General features: G+C 61.0%; 18 protein-coding genes. 13 read left to right on the top strand and 5 right to left on the bottom strand.

Features of this window, described 5'->3' with window-relative positions:
* Positions 1–310 precede the first annotated feature (310 nt).
* From Aeroheme_RS20780 to mnmE, 8 genes are all read left to right on the top strand, one after another.
* Entirely contained in the window at positions 311–1,069 is a 759-nt protein-coding gene (locus Aeroheme_RS20780; RefSeq protein ID WP_106885375.1) for an amino acid ABC transporter substrate-binding protein, read from the top strand.
* Positions 1,070–1,738 carry an amino acid ABC transporter permease gene (locus Aeroheme_RS20775; RefSeq protein ID WP_025328884.1) on the top strand — a complete coding sequence of 223 codons (669 nt, stop codon included), beginning with the start codon at positions 1,070–1,072 and terminating at the stop codon, positions 1,736–1,738. It begins immediately after the preceding gene.
* A gap of 93 nt (positions 1,739–1,831) precedes the next feature.
* Positions 1,832–2,566 carry an amino acid ABC transporter ATP-binding protein gene (locus Aeroheme_RS20770; protein WP_411166485.1) on the top strand — a complete coding sequence of 245 codons (735 nt, stop codon included), beginning with the start codon at positions 1,832–1,834 and terminating at the stop codon, positions 2,564–2,566.
* Positions 2,567–2,835: 269 nt separating this feature from the next.
* Positions 2,836–2,970: a 50S ribosomal protein L34 gene (gene rpmH, locus Aeroheme_RS20765; protein ID WP_005307156.1), complete on the top strand. Its 135-nt coding sequence runs from the start codon at positions 2,836–2,838 to the stop codon at positions 2,968–2,970.
* A complete protein-coding gene (gene rnpA, locus Aeroheme_RS20760) occupies positions 2,970–3,329 on the top strand; it encodes a ribonuclease P protein component (RefSeq protein WP_025328882.1) in 360 nt (119 codons plus the stop codon). The genes rpmH and rnpA overlap by 1 nt, the downstream gene beginning before the upstream one ends.
* Positions 3,296–3,544 (top strand): membrane protein insertion efficiency factor YidD, encoded by a 249-nt coding sequence (yidD, locus tag Aeroheme_RS20755; protein ID WP_010672280.1) that lies wholly within the window; start codon positions 3,296–3,298, stop codon positions 3,542–3,544. Before rnpA ends, yidD begins: the two co-directional genes overlap by 34 nt.
* Positions 3,545–3,549: 5 nt before the next feature.
* Positions 3,550–5,196, top strand: coding sequence for a membrane protein insertase YidC (yidC, locus tag Aeroheme_RS20750; protein WP_163135492.1), 1,647 nt, complete (start codon positions 3,550–3,552; stop codon positions 5,194–5,196).
* A 97-nt stretch (positions 5,197–5,293) separates the two neighbouring features.
* Positions 5,294–6,655 (top strand): tRNA uridine-5-carboxymethylaminomethyl(34) synthesis GTPase MnmE, encoded by a 1,362-nt coding sequence (mnmE, locus tag Aeroheme_RS20745; protein WP_106885378.1) that lies wholly within the window; start codon positions 5,294–5,296, stop codon positions 6,653–6,655.
* A 70-nt stretch (positions 6,656–6,725) separates the two neighbouring features.
* Here the strand turns inward: mnmE and fhuB are convergent, their stop codons facing one another.
* The 5 genes from fhuB to Aeroheme_RS20720 all read right to left on the bottom strand — a co-directional run bounded on the left by fhuB (position 6,726) and on the right by Aeroheme_RS20720 (position 14,288).
* On the bottom strand, positions 6,726–8,708 hold the full coding sequence (gene fhuB, locus Aeroheme_RS20740) for a Fe(3+)-hydroxamate ABC transporter permease FhuB (RefSeq protein ID WP_411166484.1): 1,983 nt from the start codon (positions 8,706–8,708) through the stop codon (positions 6,726–6,728).
* Positions 8,705–9,622, bottom strand: coding sequence for an ABC transporter substrate-binding protein (locus Aeroheme_RS20735; RefSeq protein ID WP_411167274.1), 918 nt, complete (start codon positions 9,620–9,622; stop codon positions 8,705–8,707). Before Aeroheme_RS20735 ends, fhuB begins: the two co-directional genes overlap by 4 nt.
* 30 nt (positions 9,623–9,652) lie before the next feature.
* Positions 9,653–10,417: an ATP-binding cassette domain-containing protein gene (locus Aeroheme_RS20730; RefSeq protein ID WP_163156861.1), complete on the bottom strand. Its 765-nt coding sequence runs from the start codon at positions 10,415–10,417 to the stop codon at positions 9,653–9,655.
* Between the two features lie 54 nt (positions 10,418–10,471).
* The gene (locus tag Aeroheme_RS20725) at positions 10,472–12,118 is read right to left on the bottom strand and encodes a multidrug ABC transporter permease/ATP-binding protein (RefSeq protein WP_234690072.1); all 1,647 of its coding nucleotides are present in this window, start codon (positions 12,116–12,118) and stop codon (positions 10,472–10,474) included.
* 61 nt (positions 12,119–12,179) lie between these two features.
* Positions 12,180–14,288: a TonB-dependent siderophore receptor gene (locus tag Aeroheme_RS20720; RefSeq protein WP_411166483.1), complete on the bottom strand. Its 2,109-nt coding sequence runs from the start codon at positions 14,286–14,288 to the stop codon at positions 12,180–12,182.
* A 385-nt stretch (positions 14,289–14,673) separates the two neighbouring features.
* Between Aeroheme_RS20720 and mioC the strand changes: the two genes are divergently transcribed.
* The 5 genes from mioC (at position 14,674) to Aeroheme_RS20695 (ending at position 19,905) form a co-directional block, all read left to right on the top strand.
* Entirely contained in the window at positions 14,674–15,123 is a 450-nt protein-coding gene (mioC, locus tag Aeroheme_RS20715; protein WP_111911355.1) for an FMN-binding protein MioC, read from the top strand.
* Between the two features lie 508 nt (positions 15,124–15,631).
* Entirely contained in the window at positions 15,632–17,521 is a 1,890-nt protein-coding gene (gene mnmG, locus Aeroheme_RS20710; RefSeq protein WP_411166482.1) for a tRNA uridine-5-carboxymethylaminomethyl(34) synthesis enzyme MnmG, read from the top strand.
* Between the two features lie 21 nt (positions 17,522–17,542).
* Positions 17,543–18,169, top strand: a complete 627-nt coding sequence (gene rsmG / locus Aeroheme_RS20705) for a 16S rRNA (guanine(527)-N(7))-methyltransferase RsmG (RefSeq protein WP_411166481.1) — start codon at positions 17,543–17,545, stop codon at positions 18,167–18,169.
* A 27-nt stretch (positions 18,170–18,196) separates the two neighbouring features.
* Complete coding sequence (locus Aeroheme_RS20700) at positions 18,197–19,000, top strand: ParA family protein (RefSeq protein ID WP_106885384.1); 804 nt, start codon at positions 18,197–18,199, stop codon at positions 18,998–19,000.
* Positions 18,997–19,905 carry a ParB/RepB/Spo0J family partition protein gene (locus Aeroheme_RS20695; RefSeq protein WP_106885385.1) on the top strand — a complete coding sequence of 303 codons (909 nt, stop codon included), beginning with the start codon at positions 18,997–18,999 and terminating at the stop codon, positions 19,903–19,905. The genes Aeroheme_RS20700 and Aeroheme_RS20695 overlap by 4 nt, the downstream gene beginning before the upstream one ends.
* Positions 19,906–19,968 lie beyond the last annotated feature (63 nt).

Below are 19,968 nucleotides of genomic sequence, written 5' to 3'. Positions count from 1 at the left end.
TCTAGACTCCCGTCAATTGATTAAGTAAAGACCGGCTATTCTACGTTTTTAGTGGCTGGATCTCCAGTTGCCGCCGCACGGATCCAGCAAATAAGATCCTTGACTTTCAAGGATCCAACGCCCCAGGATCTGATTTCATCCCCAAAGTTACCCACAGCCACCGACCGGCGATGTGGACAGAATGAGACCCTGCTGCTGCGGTTATTTTATATAACCAAATATCATTTATTCTTTATATTTTATTCCAATAACATCAGCGCCAACCCGTGAATACAACTAAAAATACAGAACTACAGAGAGAGGAATCCCCATGAAATCCACCATCAAGCTGATCTCCGGCGCCGCCATTCTGCTGGCCAGCCTGTCCGGCCAGGCCATCGCCCAGGAAACCATCAAGGTCGGCATGTCCGGCAAGTATTTCCCGTTCACCTTCGTCAAGCAGGACAAGCTGCAAGGCTTCGAGGTGGATATGTGGAACCAGATCGGTGAGCGCACCGGTTACAAGGTCGAGTTCGTCACCGCCAGCTTCTCCGGCCTGTTCGGCATGCTGGAAACCGGTCGCGTCGATACCATCTCCAACCAGATCACCATCACCGACGAGCGCAAGGCCAAGTACGCCTTCTCCCAGCCCTACGTCTATGACGGCGCCCAGATAGTGGTGCGCAAGGGCAACAGCACCATCCACGGTCTCAAGGATCTGGAAGGCAAGACGGTCGCGGTGAACCTGGGCTCCAACTTCGAAGAGCTGCTGCGCAAGAACGACCCGAACAAGAAGATCGACATCCGCACCTATGACTCCAGCTTCGAGCAGGACGTTGCCCTGGGTCGCATCGATGCCTTCGTGATGGACCGCGTCTCCACCGCCCAGCTGATCAAGGAATCCAAGCTGCCGCTGCAACAGGCCGGCGCACCGTTCGAGACCATCGAGAACGCCCTGCCCTTCCTGAAGACCCCGGAAAAACAGGCCGTACTGAAGAAGGTCGACGAGGCACTGACCGCCATGCGTAAAGACGGTTCCCTGACCAAGATCTCGGAAAAATGGTTCGCAGCGGACATCACCAGCAAATAAATGATGGAATTTGATCTCGAGTACACGCTAGGGCTGTTCCCCATCCTGCTCAAATACCTGGGCACTACGATGGAAATGGCCCTGTGGGGATTCGTATTGGCACTCGTACTGTCGCTGGCCCTGGCGATAGTACGGGTGTTTCGCGTTCCCGCAATTCACTGGCTGGCGATGCTGTATATCTCGTTCTTCCGGGGGACCCCCCTGCTCGTCCAGCTGTTCCTGCTCTACTACGGGCTGCCGCAACTGTTCCCCATCTTCGTGGGGATGGATGCCTTTACCGCCGCCATCATAGGTCTGACCCTGCACTTCGCCGCCTACATGGCCGAGTCGATCCGGGCCGCCATTCTCGGCATCCACAAGAGCCAGATGGAAGCAGCCCTCAGCATCGGCATGAGTCGTTACCAGGCGATGCGGCGGATCATACTGCCGCAGGCGGCCCGCATCGCGACGCCGTCGCTGATGAACTACTTCATCGACATGATCAAGAGCACCTCACTGGCGTTTACCCTGGGGGTGGCCGAGATCATGGGCAAGGCGCAGATGGAGGCCTCCTCCTCCTTCAAGTTCTTCGAGAGCTTCATGGCGGTGGCCCTGGTCTACTGGGTGGTGGTCATCATCTTTACCCGCTTGCAGCACCTGCTGGAAGTACGCCTCAATCGTGCTTACTAAGAGGATGCCAGCGATGATGAACAAACCATTACCCACTTGCGGCACAGGCTGGAAGTACCTCTCAACAGCCGCGCCTGTTAAAGGAGACCTGTCATGATCAAGTTAACGGGTCTTGCCAAGGCCTATGACGGCAATCAGGTATTGAACGGTATCGATCTGGAGGTGAAAAAGGGGGACATTGTCGTCATCATCGGCCCCTCCGGCACCGGCAAGTCGACCCTGCTGCGCTGCCTGAACCTGCTGGAGACCCCGGATGCAGGCACCCTTGCCATCGACGACCTTGAGCTGGATCTGGCCCATGCCAGCGAGCAGCAATCCATAGAACTGCGCAAGCGCGCCTCCTTCGTGTTCCAGAACTATGCCCTGTTCGCCAACAAGACGGCGCTGGACAACATAGCCGAGGGGCTGATCACCGTCTGGAAACAGCCGAAGGCGGAGGCCAGGGCCACCGCCCTTGGCATCCTCAAGGACATAGGCCTCGCCGACAAGCAGGATGCCTACCCGGCGTCCCTGTCCGGCGGCCAGCAGCAGCGGGTCGGCATAGGCCGCGCCATGGCGGCTCACTCCAAGGTCATCCTGTTTGACGAGCCCACCTCGGCCCTCGATCCCGAATGGGTCGACGAGGTGCTGGGGTTGATGAAGGAGCTCGCCCGCCAGCACCAGACCATGGTGGTGGTGACCCACGAGATCGAGTTCGCCCGTGATGTCGCCGATCGGGTGATCTTCATGGAGGGGGGGCGGATCGTCGAACAGGGCCCACCGGATCAGATATTGGTCGATCCCAAGGATCCCCGTACCCGGGAGTTCTTGCGGAAAGTCCTTAAATAGCTCTCTCTTTGGCGGCCTGGCCGCCTTTTTTCTTGGTGGATCCTTGTTTAACCCGGGGTTGCCAGTATAATTCGGGGCCCTTGATCCTCCGGATCCTGCCAGCTTCTCCTGCTTATTGTTGAGCCAGAAGAAGATGAGAGGGAACGGCGGATTGACGAGAAGCCGAACTCTGTTTAGAATTCGGCCTCTTTTGCTAGTCGTCACACGCTATAGCTGGCGCGTCGGCTAAGTGTGACAATCAAAACTGTACAGAAATACGGAATCGAATCATGAAACGTACTTTTCAACCGTCCAACCTGAAGCGCAAGCGCTCTCACGGTTTCCGCGCTCGCATGGCTACCGCCAACGGCCGCAAAGTTCTGGCCGCTCGTCGTGCCAAGGGTCGTGCCCGCCTGGTAGTCTAATGCCTACCCAGCACACCTTCTCTCGGGAGTTACGTCTGTTAACTCCCGAACACTTCAAACGCGTTTTCGCCGAGCCTGTCCGGGCCGCTTCTCCGCAAATTACGCTTCTTGCTTGCCCCAATTCCCTCGAACACCCCCGTCTTGGCCTGGCTGTGCCCAAAAAAGCACTCAAGCGTGCCGTCTGGCGTAACCGTGTCAAACGAGTGGTACGGGAGAGCTTCCGTCTCAATCAGGCCAATCTGCCCGCTATCGACATCGTCGTCATAGCCAAGGGTGGCGTAAAGGAGATGGACAACGAAGAGCTGTTCAAGTTACTGGAAAAGCTATGGCGCACTCTGTCACGCCGTTGCAATGGGTAGCTATCAAACTGATACGCCTGTATCAGCTAATCATTAGTCCCCTGCTCGGGCCGCGCTGCCGTTTCACCCCGACTTGTTCCCAATTTGCGATAGAAGCAATCCGACTTCACGGTTTCATAAAAGGCGTTTGGTTAGCCAGCAAACGTCTATTAAAATGCCATCCCTTATCCGAGGGTGGTTATGACCCGGTTCCGCAACCAAAGCGAAGAAACTGAAGACTATGGAATCACAACGCAATTTACTCCTGATCGGTTTGCTGTTCGTGAGCTTCTTGCTCTGGCAACAGTGGGAGTCCGACAAGGCTCCGAAGCCGGCCCCGACTACCGTGGCCCAAACCGAACATTTCGTACCTGAAGCCGGTCAGACCGGTGATATTCCTCAGGTTTCCGAGCAAGCCAACGCCACTACCGCACGCAAGCTTGTCACCGTCTCCTCCGACGTGCTCAAGCTGACCCTGGATACCCAGGGCGGTGACATCGTCTCTGCCGAACTGCTGGCCCACAAGCTGGAAGAAGGCAAGGAACAGCCGTTCACCCTGCTGACCAGCCAGCCTGCGCACCTCTATGTTGCCCAGAGTGGTCTGGTGGGTCGCGATGGTCCTGACAGCCAGGCTCAGGGTCGTCCCACCTACGAAGCCGCCCAGACCAGCTACCAGCTGGCCGACGGTCAGGATCAAGTCGTCGTGCCGATGACCTGGACCGACAGCAAGGGCGTGGTCTTCACCAAGGAGTTCGTGCTCAAGCGCGGTGACTACGCCATCGGCGTCGATTACAAGATCGACAACAAGTCTGCCGAACCGGTTCAGGTGCAGTTCTACGGTCAGCTGAAGCAGACAGTGACTACACCGAAGGACCAGGAAGGTCATGCCATGGTGGCCAGTGCCTACCGTGGTGGTGCCTTCTCCAGCGAAGATACCCGCTACAAGAAGTACACCTTCGACGAGATGAAGGATGCCGACCTGAACAAGACCACCAAGGGTGGTTGGGTCGCCATGCTGCAGCACTACTTCGTCTCTGCCTGGGCACCGAACGCCGAGGACACCAACAGCTTCTACAGCCGCGTGATCCCGGGTAAAGACCAGGCCATCATAGGCTACAAGGCGCCGCTGGTTGATGTGGCTGCCGGTCAGCAGGCCGAAGTGAGCGGCAAGCTGTGGGTCGGTCCCAAGTTGCAGGATCAGATGGCCAAGGTGGCAAACCACCTGGACCTGACCGTCGACTACGGCTGGCTCTGGTTCATCGCCCAGCCGCTGCACTGGTTGCTGACCGTGTTCCACGGTTTCGTCCAGAACTGGGGCCTGGCCATCATCATGCTGACCCTGCTGGTACGCGGCATCATGTTCCCGCTGACCAAGGCCCAGTACACCTCCATGGCCAAGATGCGCATGCTGCAACCCAAGCTGGCAGCGCTCAAGGAACGCTTCGGTGACGATCGCCAGAAGATGTCCCAGGGCATGATGGAGCTGTACAAGAAGGAGAAGGTCAACCCGCTCGGTGGCTGTCTGCCGATCCTGGTGCAGATGCCCATCTTCATCGCCCTGTACTGGGCACTGATGGAGTCTGTCGAGCTGCGTCACGCGCCGTTCGCCCTGTGGATCACCGACCTGTCGGTGAAGGACCCCTTCTTCGTGCTGCCAATCCTCATGGGTGCCTCCATGTGGTATCTGCAGAAGATGAGCCCGACCACCATCACGGACCCGATGCAGCAGAAGGTGATGCAGTTCATGCCGATCATCTTCACCTTCATGTTCCTCTGGTTCCCGGCAGGTCTGACCCTGTACTGGCTGGTGAGCAACGTCATCTCCATCATCCAGCAGACCATCATCTATCGTCAGCTGGAGAAGAAAGGCCTGCACTCACGCACTTGATGCGCAGCCCATCTTCCCTGATGACAAAAGAGGCGGCCCTGGGGCCGCCTTTTTTATTACAATGTCCCCCAATTACCGAACAGACGAGTCAAGCAAGATGACAACAGATACGATCGTGGCCCAGGCCACCGCCCCCGGCCGGGGTGGCGTCGGCATAGTCCGCGTCTCAGGCCCCGCCGCCGAACGAGTCGCCGAAATCGTGCTCGGTCGACTGCCCAGGGTGCGCTATGCCGAATATCTGCCGTTCAAGGACGAGCAGGGCCAGCCCCTGGATCAGGGCATAGCCCTGCTGTTCAAGGCCCCCAACAGCTTCACCGGCGAGGATGTGCTGGAGCTGCAAGGCCACGGCGGCCCCGTAATTCTGGACATGCTGATCCGCCGTATCCTGCAAATCGAAGGCATACGCCCCGCCCGTCCCGGCGAGTTCAGCGAACGCGCCTTCCTCAACGACAAGCTGGATCTGGCCCAGGCCGAGGCCATCGCCGACCTGATCGAAGCCTCCAGCGAACAGGCAGCCCGCAGCGCCATGCACTCCCTGCAGGGGCAGTTCTCCGGCAAGATCCAGCAACTGGTGGAGAGCCTCACCCGGTTGCGGATCTATGTGGAGGCCGCCATTGACTTCCCGGACGAGGAGATCGACTTCCTCTCAGACGGCAAGGTCGCGGGGGATCTGCACGCCATCATGGCGTCGCTCGACGACGTGCGCGGCGAGGCCAAGCAGGGCGCCCTGCTGCGGGAAGGGATGAAGGTGGTGATCGCCGGCCGTCCCAACGCCGGCAAGTCCAGCCTGCTCAACGCCCTGGCGGGCCGCGAGTCCGCCATAGTCACCGAAATCGCCGGCACCACCCGCGACGTGCTGCGCGAGCACATCCACCTGGACGGCATGCCGCTGCACATCATAGACACCGCCGGCCTGCGCGATACCCAGGACAAGGTGGAGCAGATCGGCATAGAGCGTGCCTGGGCCGAAATAGAGCAGGCCGACCGGGTGCTCTTCATGGTGGATGGCACCACCACGGATGCGGTCGACCCGCGGGAGATCTGGCCGGAATTTGTTGATCGGTTGCCAAAAAACATCGGCCTCACCGTCATTCGCAACAAGGCCGACCTGACCGGCGAGGATCTGGCGCCCAGCCAGGAACTGGGCCACGCCGTCTACCGCATCTCAGCCAAGACAGAGCTGGGGCTGCCCGCCCTGCGCGAGCACCTGAAAGCCTGCATGGGCTTCCAGGGCAACACCGAAGGGGGCTTCATGGCCCGCCGCCGTCACCTGGATGCCCTGGAACGCGCCGCCGAGCGGCTGCTGGTGGCCAAGGAGCAGCTCGAGGTCTATGTGGCCGGCGAGCTGGTGGCAGAGGAGCTGCGCCTGGCGCAGGAGTCCTTGAGCGAGATCACCGGCGAGTTCAGCTCGGACGATCTGCTGGGCCGCATCTTCTCCAGCTTCTGCATCGGCAAATAAACCTGCACGGCAGGCAATGAAAAGCCCGGGATGATCCCGGGCTTTTTTTGTGCATTTTTTCTTCACAAGCCTAGAGGCGACGCAGGCACCACATGAAGTAAGCGCCCCCTAACAGGGTGGAGACCAGCCCGACCGGCACCTCCTGCGGGAACAGGATCTGCTGGCCGACCCAGTCCGCCAACACCATCAGCAGGGCGCCGCACCCTGCCGCACCGAGCAGGTGCCAGCGGGCCCGCACCAACCCCATCAGCTTGGCCATGTGGGGGGCCAGCAGGCCAGCGAAGGAGAGCGGCCCTATGACCATGGTGGCGCTGGCGGTGAGCACGGCCACCAGCAGCAAGATGATGAGCTGGGCACGGTTGAGACGAATACCGAGCGCCGTCGCCACCGCAGGCCCCATGGGCATCAGATCGAGCCAGCGGCTCACCAGCAGGCAGGCCGCCAGCATCAGCAGCGCCAACCCTGTCAGGCCATAGGACACCGGCAGAGTGACGTAATAGGTGGAGCCGGACATCCAGGAGAGCAGCTGCTGCACTCGCAGATCGCCGTTGGCCAGGGCGATGGCCTGCAGCGGCTCGAACAGCGCCGTGATGGCGATACCGGAGAGCAGGATCCGCTCAGGCTGGAAGCCGTGCTTGCGGTTGACCAGCACCAGCAGCAAGAGGCAGCCGAAAGCGCCTATCAGGCCCCCCAGCAGCATCATGGGCAGCGGCAAAGCGGGCAACAGCAGCGCAGTGGCAATAACCCCCATAAAGGTGCCGCCGCTCACCCCCAACAGCTCGGGGCTCGCCATGGGGTTGTTGCTGACCCGCTGCAGCAGGGTGCCCGCCAGGGCCAGCAAGACCCCGGCCGCGCCCGCCGCCAGGGTACGCGGCAGGCGCCACTCCAGCTGGGCCTGCCACCTGAGCCAGCTCGGCCAGCTCCAGCCGTGCATCCCCTGCCCGACCAGCAGTGAGCCCAGGATGGCAATCCCCAACCCGAGCAGCAGCAGGCCGATAAGGCGAGCAGGTGCGCCATGGCGTGCCACCGTCAGGCCGCTGGCGGCCTTGGGGGCACCCGACTTGAAGGCAAGCCGAGGGATCAGCCAGAGCAGCAGCGGCGCCCCCAGCAGCGCCGTCATGGCCCCGGTAGGGATCAGCACTGGCCAGAAGCGGCTCATGGATTGCAGCAGCAGATCGGTGGCCGCCAGCAGCAAGGCACCCAGTATGGGGGCCCACAGCAGGCGCTGGCCGAGCTGCCTCACCCCCAGCAGTCGCACCATGGCCGGCGCCGCCAGCCCGATAAAGCCGATCAGCCCCACCACGCTCACCACGCAGGCGGTGACGAAGACCGCGAGCCCAAGTCCGGCGAAGCGCAGCTGCTTGAGGGAGACCCCCAGACTGCGGGCGCTGGCATCGTCAAGCTCCAGCACACCAAGGGGGCGGACCAGCAGGGCGGCCAGGGCCCCGGCCACCAGCAGCCGCGGCAGCAGGTAGAGGACGCCGCTCCAGCTGTTCTGGGCCAGGGAACCGCTGCCCCACACCAGCAGGCCCTTGAGCTCCTCTTGGAAGAAGAGCAGCAGACCCATGCTGATGGCTGCCAGATAGAGGTTGATCACCAGCCCGGCGAACACGATGACCACGGGATTGAGCTGGCGACGCCAGGCCAGGGCAAACACCAGCCCCATGGCGAGGCTGCCACCGGCCATGGCGATCCACTCCCTGCCGATCAGCAGCCAGGAGGGAGCGAACAGGGTCACCATCATCAGCGCCAGCTGGGCGCCGGAGGCCACCCCGAGCGTGGTGGGGGACGCGAGCGGATTGCGCAGCACCTGCTGCATCAGGGTACCGGCGAGACCGAGGGCGGCACCGGCCAGCAGGCAGATGGCCAACCTGGGCAGCCAGCTGAAGTGGATCACCGCCTGACGGGCATCATCCAGCTGCGGCGAGAACAGGGTCTGCCACCAGAGCGCCTGCGGCAGTTGATGGGCCAGATCCCAGCCGGCCAGCGACAGGGTCAACAGCAGCAGGACGAGGCCGGGGCGCAGCAGGGAGACGGGAAGGATTTGATTCATTGGATGGCCCCCTCGGCGGACACATGGGTTGCCAGATCGGAGGCCGCGTCCTCCTGCAGGGCCTCGCCGAGCAGGGTGGCGAAACGACGGGCGGCCAGCATGCCGCCGAAACTCCAGGTCGCGGGCAGATGCAGCACGGGCGCGTTCTGTACCAGCGGCAGGTGCTGCCAGAGCCCGGGTTCCTGCAGTTTTTCACTCACCCCCACGGGAATGGGATCCACCACCACCAGCCTGGCCTCGGGAATGGCCAAGAACTGCTCGAGACTGGCCACCGAGAAGCCCCAGGCGTTGGTCTCCCCCTGCCAGGCATTGCGCAGGCCGAGCCGCTGCATCACCGCCTCGAACAGGCTGTGACGGCCAAACACCCGCACATGGCGCTCGTCGATGAACTGCACCACCAGCAAGGGGGGCAGATCGGCGGGCAGCGCCCCCTTCATCTGCGCCAGATCCCGCTCCAGCGCGGCGAGCTGGCGCTCGGCCTCGGCGGTTCTGTTCACCAGCGCGGCTATGGTCAGTGTCGCCTCGCGCAGTCGCGGCCACAGCTCGGCATCGGGTTCATAGAGGGTGATGGACTGCACCGGCGCGATGCGGGACAGGGTCGGCTCAAGCGGTGCCGCCAGCGGGGAGATGAGAATGAGATCGGGCTTGAGCTCCGCCAGCAGCTCCCGGTTGGGCTGGGCCCGCAGGCCTATGTCGATCACCTCGGCGGGGAGCCGGGGTTCGCCGACCCAGGCGCGATAGGAGTTCACATCCCCCATGGCCAGCGGGGTCACGCCGAGGGCCAGCAGGGTTTCGGCTATGGTCCAGTCCACGGTGGCGATGCGCGGAACCGTGCCGCCGGCAGCAGGGGCTGCGGGCTGCGACTCTGCCTGCGCCGCCAGCGGCAACAGCAGGCTGACGAGGCAGGGAGCCATCTTCAATAAAAGGTTCAAGAGCGCCCCCGGTCAGACGATGGCGATGGCGTGGTCATGGGCCGGGTGGCGAATGACTTCCATCGGGATGCCATAGATGGCATGCAGGGTCTCGCCGGTCATGATGCGCGAAGGCTCGCCATGGGTCAGCAGACGACCGCTGTGGAGCGCCACCAGTCGATCGCAGAAGCGGGACGCCATGTTGATGTCGTGAATGACGATGATGACCCCGAGGTTGAGCTGGCGACTCAATTGTTTGACGAGCGCGAGCACCTCCACCTGATGAGCCACATCCAGCGCGGCCAGCGGCTCGTCCAGCAGGATGAAGCGGCTCTCCTGGGCCAGCAGCATGGCCAGCCAGACCCGGCCCCGCTCGCCGCCGGAGAGGGTATCCACCAGCCGGTCGGCAAACCCCTCGGTATGGGTCAGTGCTATGGCCTTGTCGACCTGGCGGTGATCGGCCTCCCCCATTCGCCCCAGCAGACCACGCCAGGGATAGCGCCCCATCTCCACCAGCTCACGGCCAAGCAGGTTCTCGGCGCTCGGCAGATGCTGGGGCAGATAGGCGACCTGACGGGCGAAGTCCCGGTTGCCCCAGTCGGACAGCGGCTTGTCATCGAACAGTATCTCCCCATCGCTCAGGGGCTGCTGGCGTGCCAGCAGCTTGAGCAGGGTGGATTTGCCCGAGCCGTTGTGGCCGATGAGGCCATAGACCTGACCCTGCTCGAAGCGCAGGCTGGTGGGTTGCAGCAGCGTGCGGTCATTGACCACGAAGCTGGCGGCTTTCATCTCAAACATGATTCATTCCTGTGCTGAAGGGGACAGGCTCTCGCCTCCCCCTTGCGGCCGGCATCAGACCGGCACCTCGCTATCCAGATGGGCGACGGCATCCCGGCTCACCTGCTCGCGCCGCTCGCCGGTCAGCTCGGTGAGGCGGCCCTGACGCATCTCCAGCAGGCGATCCGCCAGGGAGAAATAGAGATCGTCGTGGCTGATGGCGATCACCGTCTTGCCCATCTCCTTCAGGCGCGGTAACAGCACCTGATAGAAGATGCGGCGGAACTGGGGATCCTGATCCGCCGCCCACTCGTCAAACAGCATCACCTCGCGCTGCTCCGCCAGTGCCAGCAGCAGGGCGACCCGCTTGCGCTGCCCCTGGGAGAGATCGATGTTGGCGATGAAACCCTCCTCTATGGCGAGCTTGCTGCCCATCTGCAGCCGCTCCAGCCACTCGGCTACCAGGGCCTCTTTCGGCTCAGGCCCCAGCAGGTGCTGGAACAGGTGGTAGTCGGTGAAGATGGCGGAGAAGAGCGCCAGGTAGGCGTTGCGATCGGCGATGGGCTCACCATCCAGCAGGATCCGGCCAGAGACAGGCTGATAGAGCCCGGTCAGCAGCATGGCCAGGGTCGACTTGCCGGAGCCGTTGCCGCCTATGATGAAGATCTGCTCCCCCCGCTCAATGGTCAGATTGATGGGCCCCACGGCGAAGCCGCCCTCCCCCTGATAGTGAAAGCTCACCTGCTCCAGCTCGATCCGTTGCCAGGCACTGGGGGCCGGTGGCAGCGGGAAGGCAGGTTCAGGCTCGGCCAGATTCAGGGTCGCTATCTTGTCGAACGCCACCTGGGCCGAGATCAGGGTCGGCAGGGCGCCAATGCCCTGCAACAGCGGGGTGCGCAGGAACAGCAGGGTCAGGGCGAAGGTGGCGGCCACATTGGTGTTGGCCCAGCCGAGGCCATTGGCCAGGAAGAAGACCAGGCCTATGGCCCCCAGCATCATGATGTTCGACCAGTTCACCGCGCTCAGGTGATAGGTATCGGCGCGGATGATCTGCTCCCGGTAATCCCGGGCGTTCTGCTCATAGAGCTGGTGGTAGACGAAGTGGGCACGCTCGCGATTGAGCGCCAGCTCCTTGCTGCCGGCGATGATGGACTGGTAGTTCTGGTAGAGCCTGTCTTCGGCCTGACGCATCTGGGCCAGATGGCGATAGACCCGGTTCACCAGCAGCCAGCCCACCACCATGGTCACGGTGACCCAGAGGGCGGTGACACCGAGCAGGGCGGGAGAGAGCAGGCCGAGGTAGATGATGGAGCCCAGGGTGAGCACCAGCCCCTGCACCAGCTCCGGCAGGCGCACGAAGGCGATGGTGATCTGGCCGATGTCGCTGGAGAGGGAGGCCAGCAGCGGCCCCTGCCCTATCTGGCGAATGCGGGCGACGTCGGTGTCCAGCAGTTGCTTGAGCAGGCGGCCGCGCAACTTGTAGACGAAATGATGACCGAGGGTGGTCAGGGCTAGCTGGGATCCGAGAGTGATCACCAGCAGCAGCAGAATGAGGCCGAGCAGTTGGCCCAGGATCGGTAGCGGATCGCCGACTGACTCGATAAGGTATTGATTGATAAAGGCAATGACACCTATCCCACTCACAGCGCTGAGCAGACTGAGCAGGGTAATGGCGATGAAGGGCCAACGGTATTGGCGGTAAACCAGTGACAAGAGTTCCATGACAGGCCTGTATACAAAAAGAAGGAGGGCGGGAGCTTGAGGCTCCCGCCCGGCCTGTATCTTACCAGCGGTAGTTGACTGAGCCGACTATGCTGCGCGGCTCACCGTAGTAGCAGTAGTAATCACAGCTCGCCACATAGGTGTCGTTCAGCAGGTTGTTGACGTTGACCTGGGCACGCCAGTTCTTGGCAAAGTCATACCCGATCATCGCATCCCACACCGTCTGGGCCGGCACCTGGGCCGAACCGTAGATGGGGTTGTAGTTGACATCCACGGCACCTATGCCGACGCTGGAGCCGATGTAACGCACCCCGGTGCCCACTTCCAGCCCGGAGACCGGCCCCTGCTGCACCTTGTAGTTGCCCCAGAAGGAGGCCTGGTGGCGCGGGATCAGGCTGGCCTGGCGATCACCGTTGCCGGTGTCGTTGGTCTTGGCGTCGGTGTAGGTATAAGCAGCGGTCAGGCGCAGCGCCTCTGTGGCCTGCACGCTCCCTTCCAGTTCGACGCCCTGGGAGGTCACTTCGCCAGCCTGGGTTTGCTGGCCTGAGCCGGTAGAAACCAGCGAGTTGGTCTGCTCCAGATCGAACAGCGCCAGGTTGATATAGCCATCGAGGAAGCTGGGCGCGTACTTGATGCCGGTCTCGTACAGCTTGCCCTCGAGCGGCTTGTAGGAGTTCTTGGTGTTGGGATCTATCCCCGGCAACACCTCGAACGACTCGGCATAGGCGAAGTAAGGGGAGAGGCCGTTGTCGGCCAGGTACATCAGGCTGCCGGAGAGCGAGAGGTTGTCGTCGTACTGTTTCTCGTTCTTGCTGGTGGCTTCGCTGATGTTGTGGGTCTCCACATAGTCGAAGCGGCCGCCGGCGGTCAGCAACCAGCGATCGTCCCAACGGATCTGATGCTGGGCATAGAGGCCGCTCTGGCCCTTGGTGTTCTTCTGATAGGTGGCGGTGGACTCATCGAAACCGGGGAAGCCGCTGTAATCCGGGTTCATGGTATCGATGGATCCCATGCCGTAGTTGTCGGCCTCGACCCCTTCGTTCACGTGACGCTGCAGATCGATCCCCAGCAGCAGAGTCTGCTCGGTACGATCCGTGTTCCAGTAACCCACCATCTGGTTGTCCATGGTGGCGCTCTTGGTGTCGCCATCGCGGTAGACCAGGCCACGGTAGGCGGTGGTGCCTTCGTAAGTCGGGAAGATATAGGTCTGGCGCAGCAGCAGATCGTTGTAGTTGAAGCGGACGTTCTGCTTGAACTCCCAGGTCTGGTTGAACTGGTGGGCCAGCTCGTAACCGGTGGAGATCTGGGTATTGCGGTTGCGATCGTAATCCGGCTGACTCAGGTTGGTGCCGGGATCGATCTGGCCGCCCGAGGTGTTCAGGGTGCCATAGACGGGGAAGAAACCGTTGGTGGGCACCCCTTCGTCGTGCAGGAAACTGGCCAGCAGGGTGAGGCTGGTGCGATCCGAGATATCCAGGGTCACGCTCGGCGCCAAGTAGGCGCGCTCGTTGTAGGTGCCATCCAGCACGCCGTCGCGCTCTTTATAGAGCGCCACCATGCGATAGCGGCTGTTGTCGGTCAGATCGTCGGAGAAGTCGACGCCGACCTGGCGCAGATCCCGGTTGCCTAGCTGCAGATTGACCAACCCTTGCGGGGTCGCGGTCGGACGCTTGCTGATGGAGTTGATCACACCGCCTGGAGGGGCCTCGCCGTAGAGGATGGAGGCCGGGCCTTTCAGCACTTCCACGCTTTCCAGGCCGAAGGGCTCGGGGGTCCACACATAGTAGCCGGTGCTGAACAGGCGGTTGCCATCCAGGTAGGAGGCGGCGTCGAAGCCACGGACCTTGAACCAGTCGGTGTTGTTGTCCGAGCCATAGAGACCGGTGAGCACGCCGGAGCGGTAGCGCACTGACTCATCGAGCTGAAGCACGGCGTGCTGATCCAGCTCCTCGCGATTGACCACGGAGACGGCGCGCGGGGTCTCTGCCATGGGCACTTCGACCTTCATGGCGGTGCCGGTGACCACCATGGTTTCAGCCGCCTTGGGCAGCTCTTTATCCGCTTGTTCCGCAGCCAGAACGGGCAGACTAGCCAGCAGGCAGGAGAGCGGCAACAGCTGGGCCCCCTTCTTTCGCATCACTGCATTTTGGGTATTTTTTTGCGCAATCATATAAGTGTCTCAAATATCAATGAGTTATATTTTGGTTTCTTATTATGGGTGCCCAATGCGGCCGGTCTGCCCGACTCCTTAGGCGAATAAATCGGCACAATGCTACTACAAGAGCCATGATCGAATCGATTCAATAATTGCTAATCATTTGCATCTCTATTGTTACCTGTTGTATCAACTGACGACATTTCCGGCAGAAAGACTCATTCAGGAGGGTGATCAAGAGGAGGGAACACAGGGGAAGATGAAAAAAGATGGCGAGGGCGGCCTCTGCCATAAAAATCGTGAAGGATCCTTATCCCCAAGCTTTATCCATATTTATCCACATCCTTTGGCGGTAGAATCCCGGCTCTCCGTTTCTTTCGATGACATCAGGATCCATTCCATGGCCAAACTCAATCTTGTCGTCGGCTCCATGCTGGGCGCCGCCGAATATGTCGCAGATCATGTCGCCAGCCTGCTGGAACAGGCGGGCCACCAGACACGGATCCACAACCCGGCCAGCCTGGCCGAGGTGCTGGCGGAGCCGGATGCCATCCTGTTGGTGATCACTTCGACCCATGGTGCCGGCGACGTGCCCGACAATCTTCAGCCCTTCGCCAAGGATCTTGCCGACCAGCATCCGGATCTCAACGCCTTGAAATATGGGGTGATCGGGCTTGGGGACCGCAGTTATGACACCTTCTGCCAGGGTGGCAAGACGCTGGATCGGCTGCTGGCTGACTGCGGCGCCAGCCGGATCGGGGATCGTCTGGAGATAGACGTGACCCAGCACGAGATCCCGGAAGATGCCGCCGAAGCCTGGATCCATGACTGGATGCAGATGATCGCCTGATCAGGGCGTGGGAGATCCGGTAAAAACACCTTGATCTCCCCGCTTATCCCCAAATTCCTATCCACCAGGTTATTAACAGATAGATCCGGGAGAGTTGTTCTACACGGTTACCCACAACGCCCAGGGGTAATGTGCATAACTATAGTGTTAAGCTCTGTAAAACCTATAGTTATCCATGTATGAGATCTTATCCAGTTCTGGTCTGTGTATAAAACCACTGGTTATCCCCCCGTTCACGGCCCTGGGATCCAAGCTTTTCCACAAGCTGGGATCGTCTTTAAACGGATGATCTTTATGATCAAAAAGGGCTTATCAACAGAAATCGTGGATCCTAATAAAAGATCCAGTAAAAGATCGATCTAAAGATCCTTAAGATCTACTAACGGATCCTGCATCCATACTGATCCTGAAGTAGACGTTCCCCTCAAGAGGCTAAACGGATAGAATGATCCGCCCTTCAGCCCAGGCAAATAAAGATCTTCAGGCGTGCAGATCAAGGTGATCCCCAATGCAATACCATGAACAATTTGATGTGATCGTCGTCGGTGGCGGTCATGCAGGAACCGAAGCAGCAACAGCGGCCGCCCGTATGGGCCTGAATACCCTGTTGCTGACCCACAACATCGATACGCTGGGACACATGTCCTGTAATCCGGCGATCGGCGGGATCGGCAAGGGACACCTGGTCAAGGAAGTGGATGCCCTGGGCGGGATCATGGCGCAGGCCATCGATCTTGGCGGGATCCAGTTCCGTACCCTCAACTCCTCCAAAGGGCCCGCGGTGCGTGCCACCCGTGCCCAGGCGGATCGCCTGCTTTACAAGGCCGTGGTGCGCCAGACCCTGGAAAATTACCCGAACCTGAAGATCTTCCAGCAAGCCTGTGACGATCTCGTCATGGACGGGGATCGTGTCGCCGGTGTGGTCACCCAGAGCGGGATCCGCATCAGCGGCAAGACGGTGGTGCTGACGGTAGGGACCTTCCTGAACGGCCTGATCCACATCGGGATGGAAAACTACAAGGGCGGCCGCGCCGGGGATCCTCCCTCGATCGCCCTGGCCCAACGTCTGCGCGAGCTGCCGCTGCGTATCGATCGGCTCAAGACAGGCACGCCGCCACGCATCGATGCCCGCACCGTGGATCTCTCCGTGATGCAGCAGCAGCACGGTGACGATCCTCGTCCCGTCTTCTCGTTCATCGGCAACGCCAGCCAACACCCCCGTCAGGTGCCTTGCTACGTTACCCACACCAACGAGAAGACCCACGAGGTGATCCGCAACAACCTGGATCGCAGCCCCATGTACGCCGGGGTGATCGAGGGGATAGGCCCCCGTTACTGCCCGTCGATCGAGGACAAGATCACCCGCTTCGCCGACAAGACGGCGCACCAGATCTTCGTTGAGCCGGAAGGCCTGACCACCCATGAACTCTACCCGAACGGGATTTCCACCAGCCTGCCGTTCGACGTGCAGGTGCAGATCGTCCGTTCGATCCGTGGCTTCGAGAATGCCCACATCACCCGCCCCGGCTACGCCATCGAGTATGACTTCTTCGATCCGCGGGATCTCAAGGCCAACATGGAGAGCAAGTGCATTCCAAACCTCTTCTTCGCCGGCCAGATCAACGGCACCACAGGTTATGAAGAGGCGGCCGCCCAGGGGCTGATGGCCGGTCTGAACGCCGGCCTGCGCGCCCAGGGCAAGGATGCCTGGCATCCCCGCCGGGATCAGGCCTACATGGGTGTGATGATGGACGATCTCTCCACCCTGGGGACTCGCGAGCCCTACCGCATGTTCACCAGCCGCGCCGAATACCGTCTGCTGCTGCGGGAAGACAACGCCGATCTGCGTCTGACCGCCATTGGTCGCGAGCTGGGCCTGGTGGATGACCATCGCTGGAGCCTGTTCAACACCAAGATGGAGCAGGTGGAGCTGGAGCGTCAGCGCATGCGTTCGACCTGGATCCACCCGCAGCACCCGTCGCTGGAGGCGGTCAACGCCCTGGTCAACACGCCCCTGACCCGGGAGCAGAGTCTGGAAGAGCTGCTGCGTCGCCCCGAGGTGACCTACGATGCCCTGATGGCCATCGAGGGGGTCGGCCCGGCGCTGGAAGACGCGGCTGCGGCGGATCAGGTGGAGATCCAGATCAAGTACGCCGGCTACATCGAGCGCCAGCACGACGAGGTGGAGAAGCAACTGCGCAACGAGAACACCCTGTTGCCGCTGGACATGAACTACCGCAACGTGAACGGTCTCTCCAACGAGGTGATCGCCAAGCTGAATGATGCCAAGCCGCAGACCATAGGTCAGGCCTCCCGCATCTCCGGCATCACCCCGGCGGCCATCTCCATCCTGCTGGTTCACCTGAAGAAACACGGCCTGCTGCGTAAAACCGCCTGAGGATCCTTACCGTTGGAAAATATGCTGGAAAGATTGAACGGCCTGCTCATGCAGGCCGGTATTGTTATCACCGACACTCAAAAGACCCAGTTGGTGCAGTTGGTTGAGTTGCTGCACAAGTGGAACAAGGCTTACAATCTCACCTCGGTGCGAGATCCGGACGCCATGCTGGTCAAGCACATCCTCGACAGCCTGGTGGTGAGCCCTCACCTGCACGGTGAGCGTTTCATCGATGTGGGCACAGGCCCGGGTCTGCCCGGCCTGCCGCTGGCCATCATCAATCCGGACAAGCAGTTCGTGCTGCTCGACAGCCTGGGCAAGCGGATCAACTTCATCCGCCAGGTGATCCAGGAGCTGGGGCTGACCAATGTGACGCCCGTCAAATCCCGGGTGGAAGAGTATCAACCCGAGGTGGGCTTCGATGGGGTACTCAGCCGGGCCTTCGCCTCGCTGGAGGACATGCTGAACTGGTGTCACCATCTGCCGTCACCCGAGGGCAGCTTCCTGGCGCTCAAGGGACAATACCCCGAGCAGGAACTGGCACAGTTGCCTGCCAGCATTCGTCTGGTTGCCACCCATCAGCTGGTGGTGCCCGAACTGGAAGGCAAGCGTCATCTGCTGGAGTTTAAAGCCATCCAGCCCGAATAGGGCCGCCGTATTCATTTAGGGGATAGTGTGGGAAAAGTCATTGCCATAGCCAACCAGAAGGGTGGAGTGGGTAAAACCACCACCTGTGTGAATCTGGCCGCCTCCCTGGCCGCTACCCGGCGCAAGGTGCTGGTGATCGATCTGGATCCGCAGGGCAATGCCACCATGGGCAGCGGCATCGACAAGTACGAAGTCGAACGCACCGCCTATGAACTGCTGATCGACGATGCTCCCATCAACGAGGTGATCATCCCCGAGACCTCGGGTGGCTATCACCTCATCGCCGCCAATGCCGATGTGACGGCGGCGGAAATCCGTCTGATGGAGTTCTTCGCCCGCGAGATCCGCCTGCGTAACGCCCTGGCCTCGGTACGGGACAAGTACGACTACGTCTTCATCGACTGCCCGCCTTCTCTCAACATGCTGACCGTCAACGCCATGGCCGCCGCCGACTCCGTGCTGGTGCCCATGCAGTGCGAGTATTACGCGCTGGAAGGGCTCACCGCCCTGGTGGACACCATCAGCAAGCTGGCGGCCGTCGTCAACCCGGAGCTGAAGATCGAGGGCGTGCTGCGCACCATGTTCGATCACCGCAACCGGCTGGCCAATGATGTGTCCGATCAGCTGAAACAGCATTTCGGGGACAAGGTCTATCGCACCATCATCCCCCGCAACGTTAGACTGGCGGAGGCGCCGAGCTTCGGTGCCCCGGCCATGCACTATGACAAATCATCGGTGGGGGCCAAGGCCTATCTGGCCCTGGCTGGCGAGATCCTGCGTCGTCAGGAGCAGGAGTCTCAGCCGATCACCGCAGACCGAGAGAGCATATGACGCCGAAGAAACGTGGGCTGGGCAAGGGGTTGGATGCCCTGCTCAGCACCAGCACGGCCGCCCGCCAGAAACAGGTGATGAGCGACCAGCGTACCGAACAGGCCATGGCGCCCACCAACCAGGGCGAGCTGCGCAAGCTGCCGCTGGAGTGGCTGCAGTCCGGCAAATACCAGCCGCGCAAGGACATGTCCCAGGATGCGCTGGAAGACCTGGCCAACTCGATACGGGCGCAAGGCGTGATTCAGCCGATAGTGGTACGCTCCATCGGGGAGAATCGCTTCGAGATCATCGCAGGTGAGCGGCGCTGGCGCGCGTCCCAGCTGGCCCGGCTCGAGGTGGTGCCCTGCATCGTCAAGGACGTGCCCGACGAGGCCGCGGTTGCCATAGCGCTTATTGAGAACATCCAGCGCGAGGATCTCAACGCCATCGAAGAAGCTGTGGCCCTGCAGCGACTGCTGACCGAATTCGAGCTGACCCACCAGCAGGTGGCCGAGGCGGTGGGCAAGTCCCGCACCACTGTCACCAACCTGCTGCGCCTGAACCAGCTCAACGAGGACGTGAAGCGGTTCGTCGAGCACGGGGATCTCGACATGGGCCATGCCCGTGCCCTGCTGGCCCTGAGCGGCCCGGCCCAGTCCGAGCTGGCCAAGCTGGTCGCCCAGAAGGGGTTGACGGTGCGAGATACCGAGAAACTGGTGCAAAAAACGCTGGAACCGGCAAAAACCAAGGTCGAGCCCGCCCGCGATCCCCAGTTTGGTTACCTCGAGCGCCAGATTTCAGAAAAAATTGGCAATCAGGTACAGCTTCAGCCGGGCAAGAAGGATAGCGGCAAGTTAGTAATAAGTTACGATAACTTAGCGGATTTGGACCGGGTATTGGGCTATTTTGGTCTGTCAGAATCGTGATTTTTACGCTTTTTGTAGTAATAAAACATCCATTCCTTTCGATATGAACATAACCTTAATTTC

The sequence above is a fragment of the Aeromonas sp. DSM 116730 genome (assembly GCF_046581335.1).
In the GTDB taxonomy this organism is placed as follows: Bacteria; Pseudomonadota; Gammaproteobacteria; order Enterobacterales; family Aeromonadaceae; genus Aeromonas; species Aeromonas rivipollensis.
Note: the sequence above shows the minus strand (reverse complement) of the source record. Positions and strands in the feature narration are given on the sequence as shown.

Coding starts and splice junctions, on each gene's coding strand:
- Aeroheme_RS20780 (WP_106885375.1), top strand. CDS start 311: ATGAAATCCACCATCAAGCTGATCTCCGGCGCCGCCATTCTGCTGGCC.
- Aeroheme_RS20775 (WP_025328884.1), top strand. CDS start 1,070: ATGATGGAATTTGATCTCGAGTACACGCTAGGGCTGTTCCCCATCCTG.
- Aeroheme_RS20770 (WP_411166485.1), top strand. CDS start 1,832: ATGATCAAGTTAACGGGTCTTGCCAAGGCCTATGACGGCAATCAGGTA.
- rpmH (WP_005307156.1), top strand. CDS start 2,836: ATGAAACGTACTTTTCAACCGTCCAACCTGAAGCGCAAGCGCTCTCAC.
- rnpA (WP_025328882.1), top strand. CDS start 2,970: ATGCCTACCCAGCACACCTTCTCTCGGGAGTTACGTCTGTTAACTCCC.
- yidD (WP_010672280.1), top strand. CDS start 3,296: ATGGCGCACTCTGTCACGCCGTTGCAATGGGTAGCTATCAAACTGATA.
- yidC (WP_163135492.1), top strand. CDS start 3,550: ATGGAATCACAACGCAATTTACTCCTGATCGGTTTGCTGTTCGTGAGC.
- mnmE (WP_106885378.1), top strand. CDS start 5,294: ATGACAACAGATACGATCGTGGCCCAGGCCACCGCCCCCGGCCGGGGT.
- fhuB (WP_411166484.1), bottom strand. CDS start 8,708: ATGAATCAAATCCTTCCCGTCTCCCTGCTGCGCCCCGGCCTCGTCCTG.
- Aeroheme_RS20735 (WP_411167274.1), bottom strand. CDS start 9,622: ATGGCTCCCTGCCTCGTCAGCCTGCTGTTGCCGCTGGCGGCGCAGGCA.
- Aeroheme_RS20730 (WP_163156861.1), bottom strand. CDS start 10,417: ATGTTTGAGATGAAAGCCGCCAGCTTCGTGGTCAATGACCGCACGCTG.
- Aeroheme_RS20725 (WP_234690072.1), bottom strand. CDS start 12,118: ATGGAACTCTTGTCACTGGTTTACCGCCAATACCGTTGGCCCTTCATC.
- Aeroheme_RS20720 (WP_411166483.1), bottom strand. CDS start 14,288: ATGATTGCGCAAAAAAATACCCAAAATGCAGTGATGCGAAAGAAGGGG.
- mioC (WP_111911355.1), top strand. CDS start 14,674: ATGGCCAAACTCAATCTTGTCGTCGGCTCCATGCTGGGCGCCGCCGAA.
- mnmG (WP_411166482.1), top strand. CDS start 15,632: ATGCAATACCATGAACAATTTGATGTGATCGTCGTCGGTGGCGGTCAT.
- rsmG (WP_411166481.1), top strand. CDS start 17,543: ATGCTGGAAAGATTGAACGGCCTGCTCATGCAGGCCGGTATTGTTATC.
- Aeroheme_RS20695 (WP_106885385.1), top strand. CDS start 18,997: ATGACGCCGAAGAAACGTGGGCTGGGCAAGGGGTTGGATGCCCTGCTC.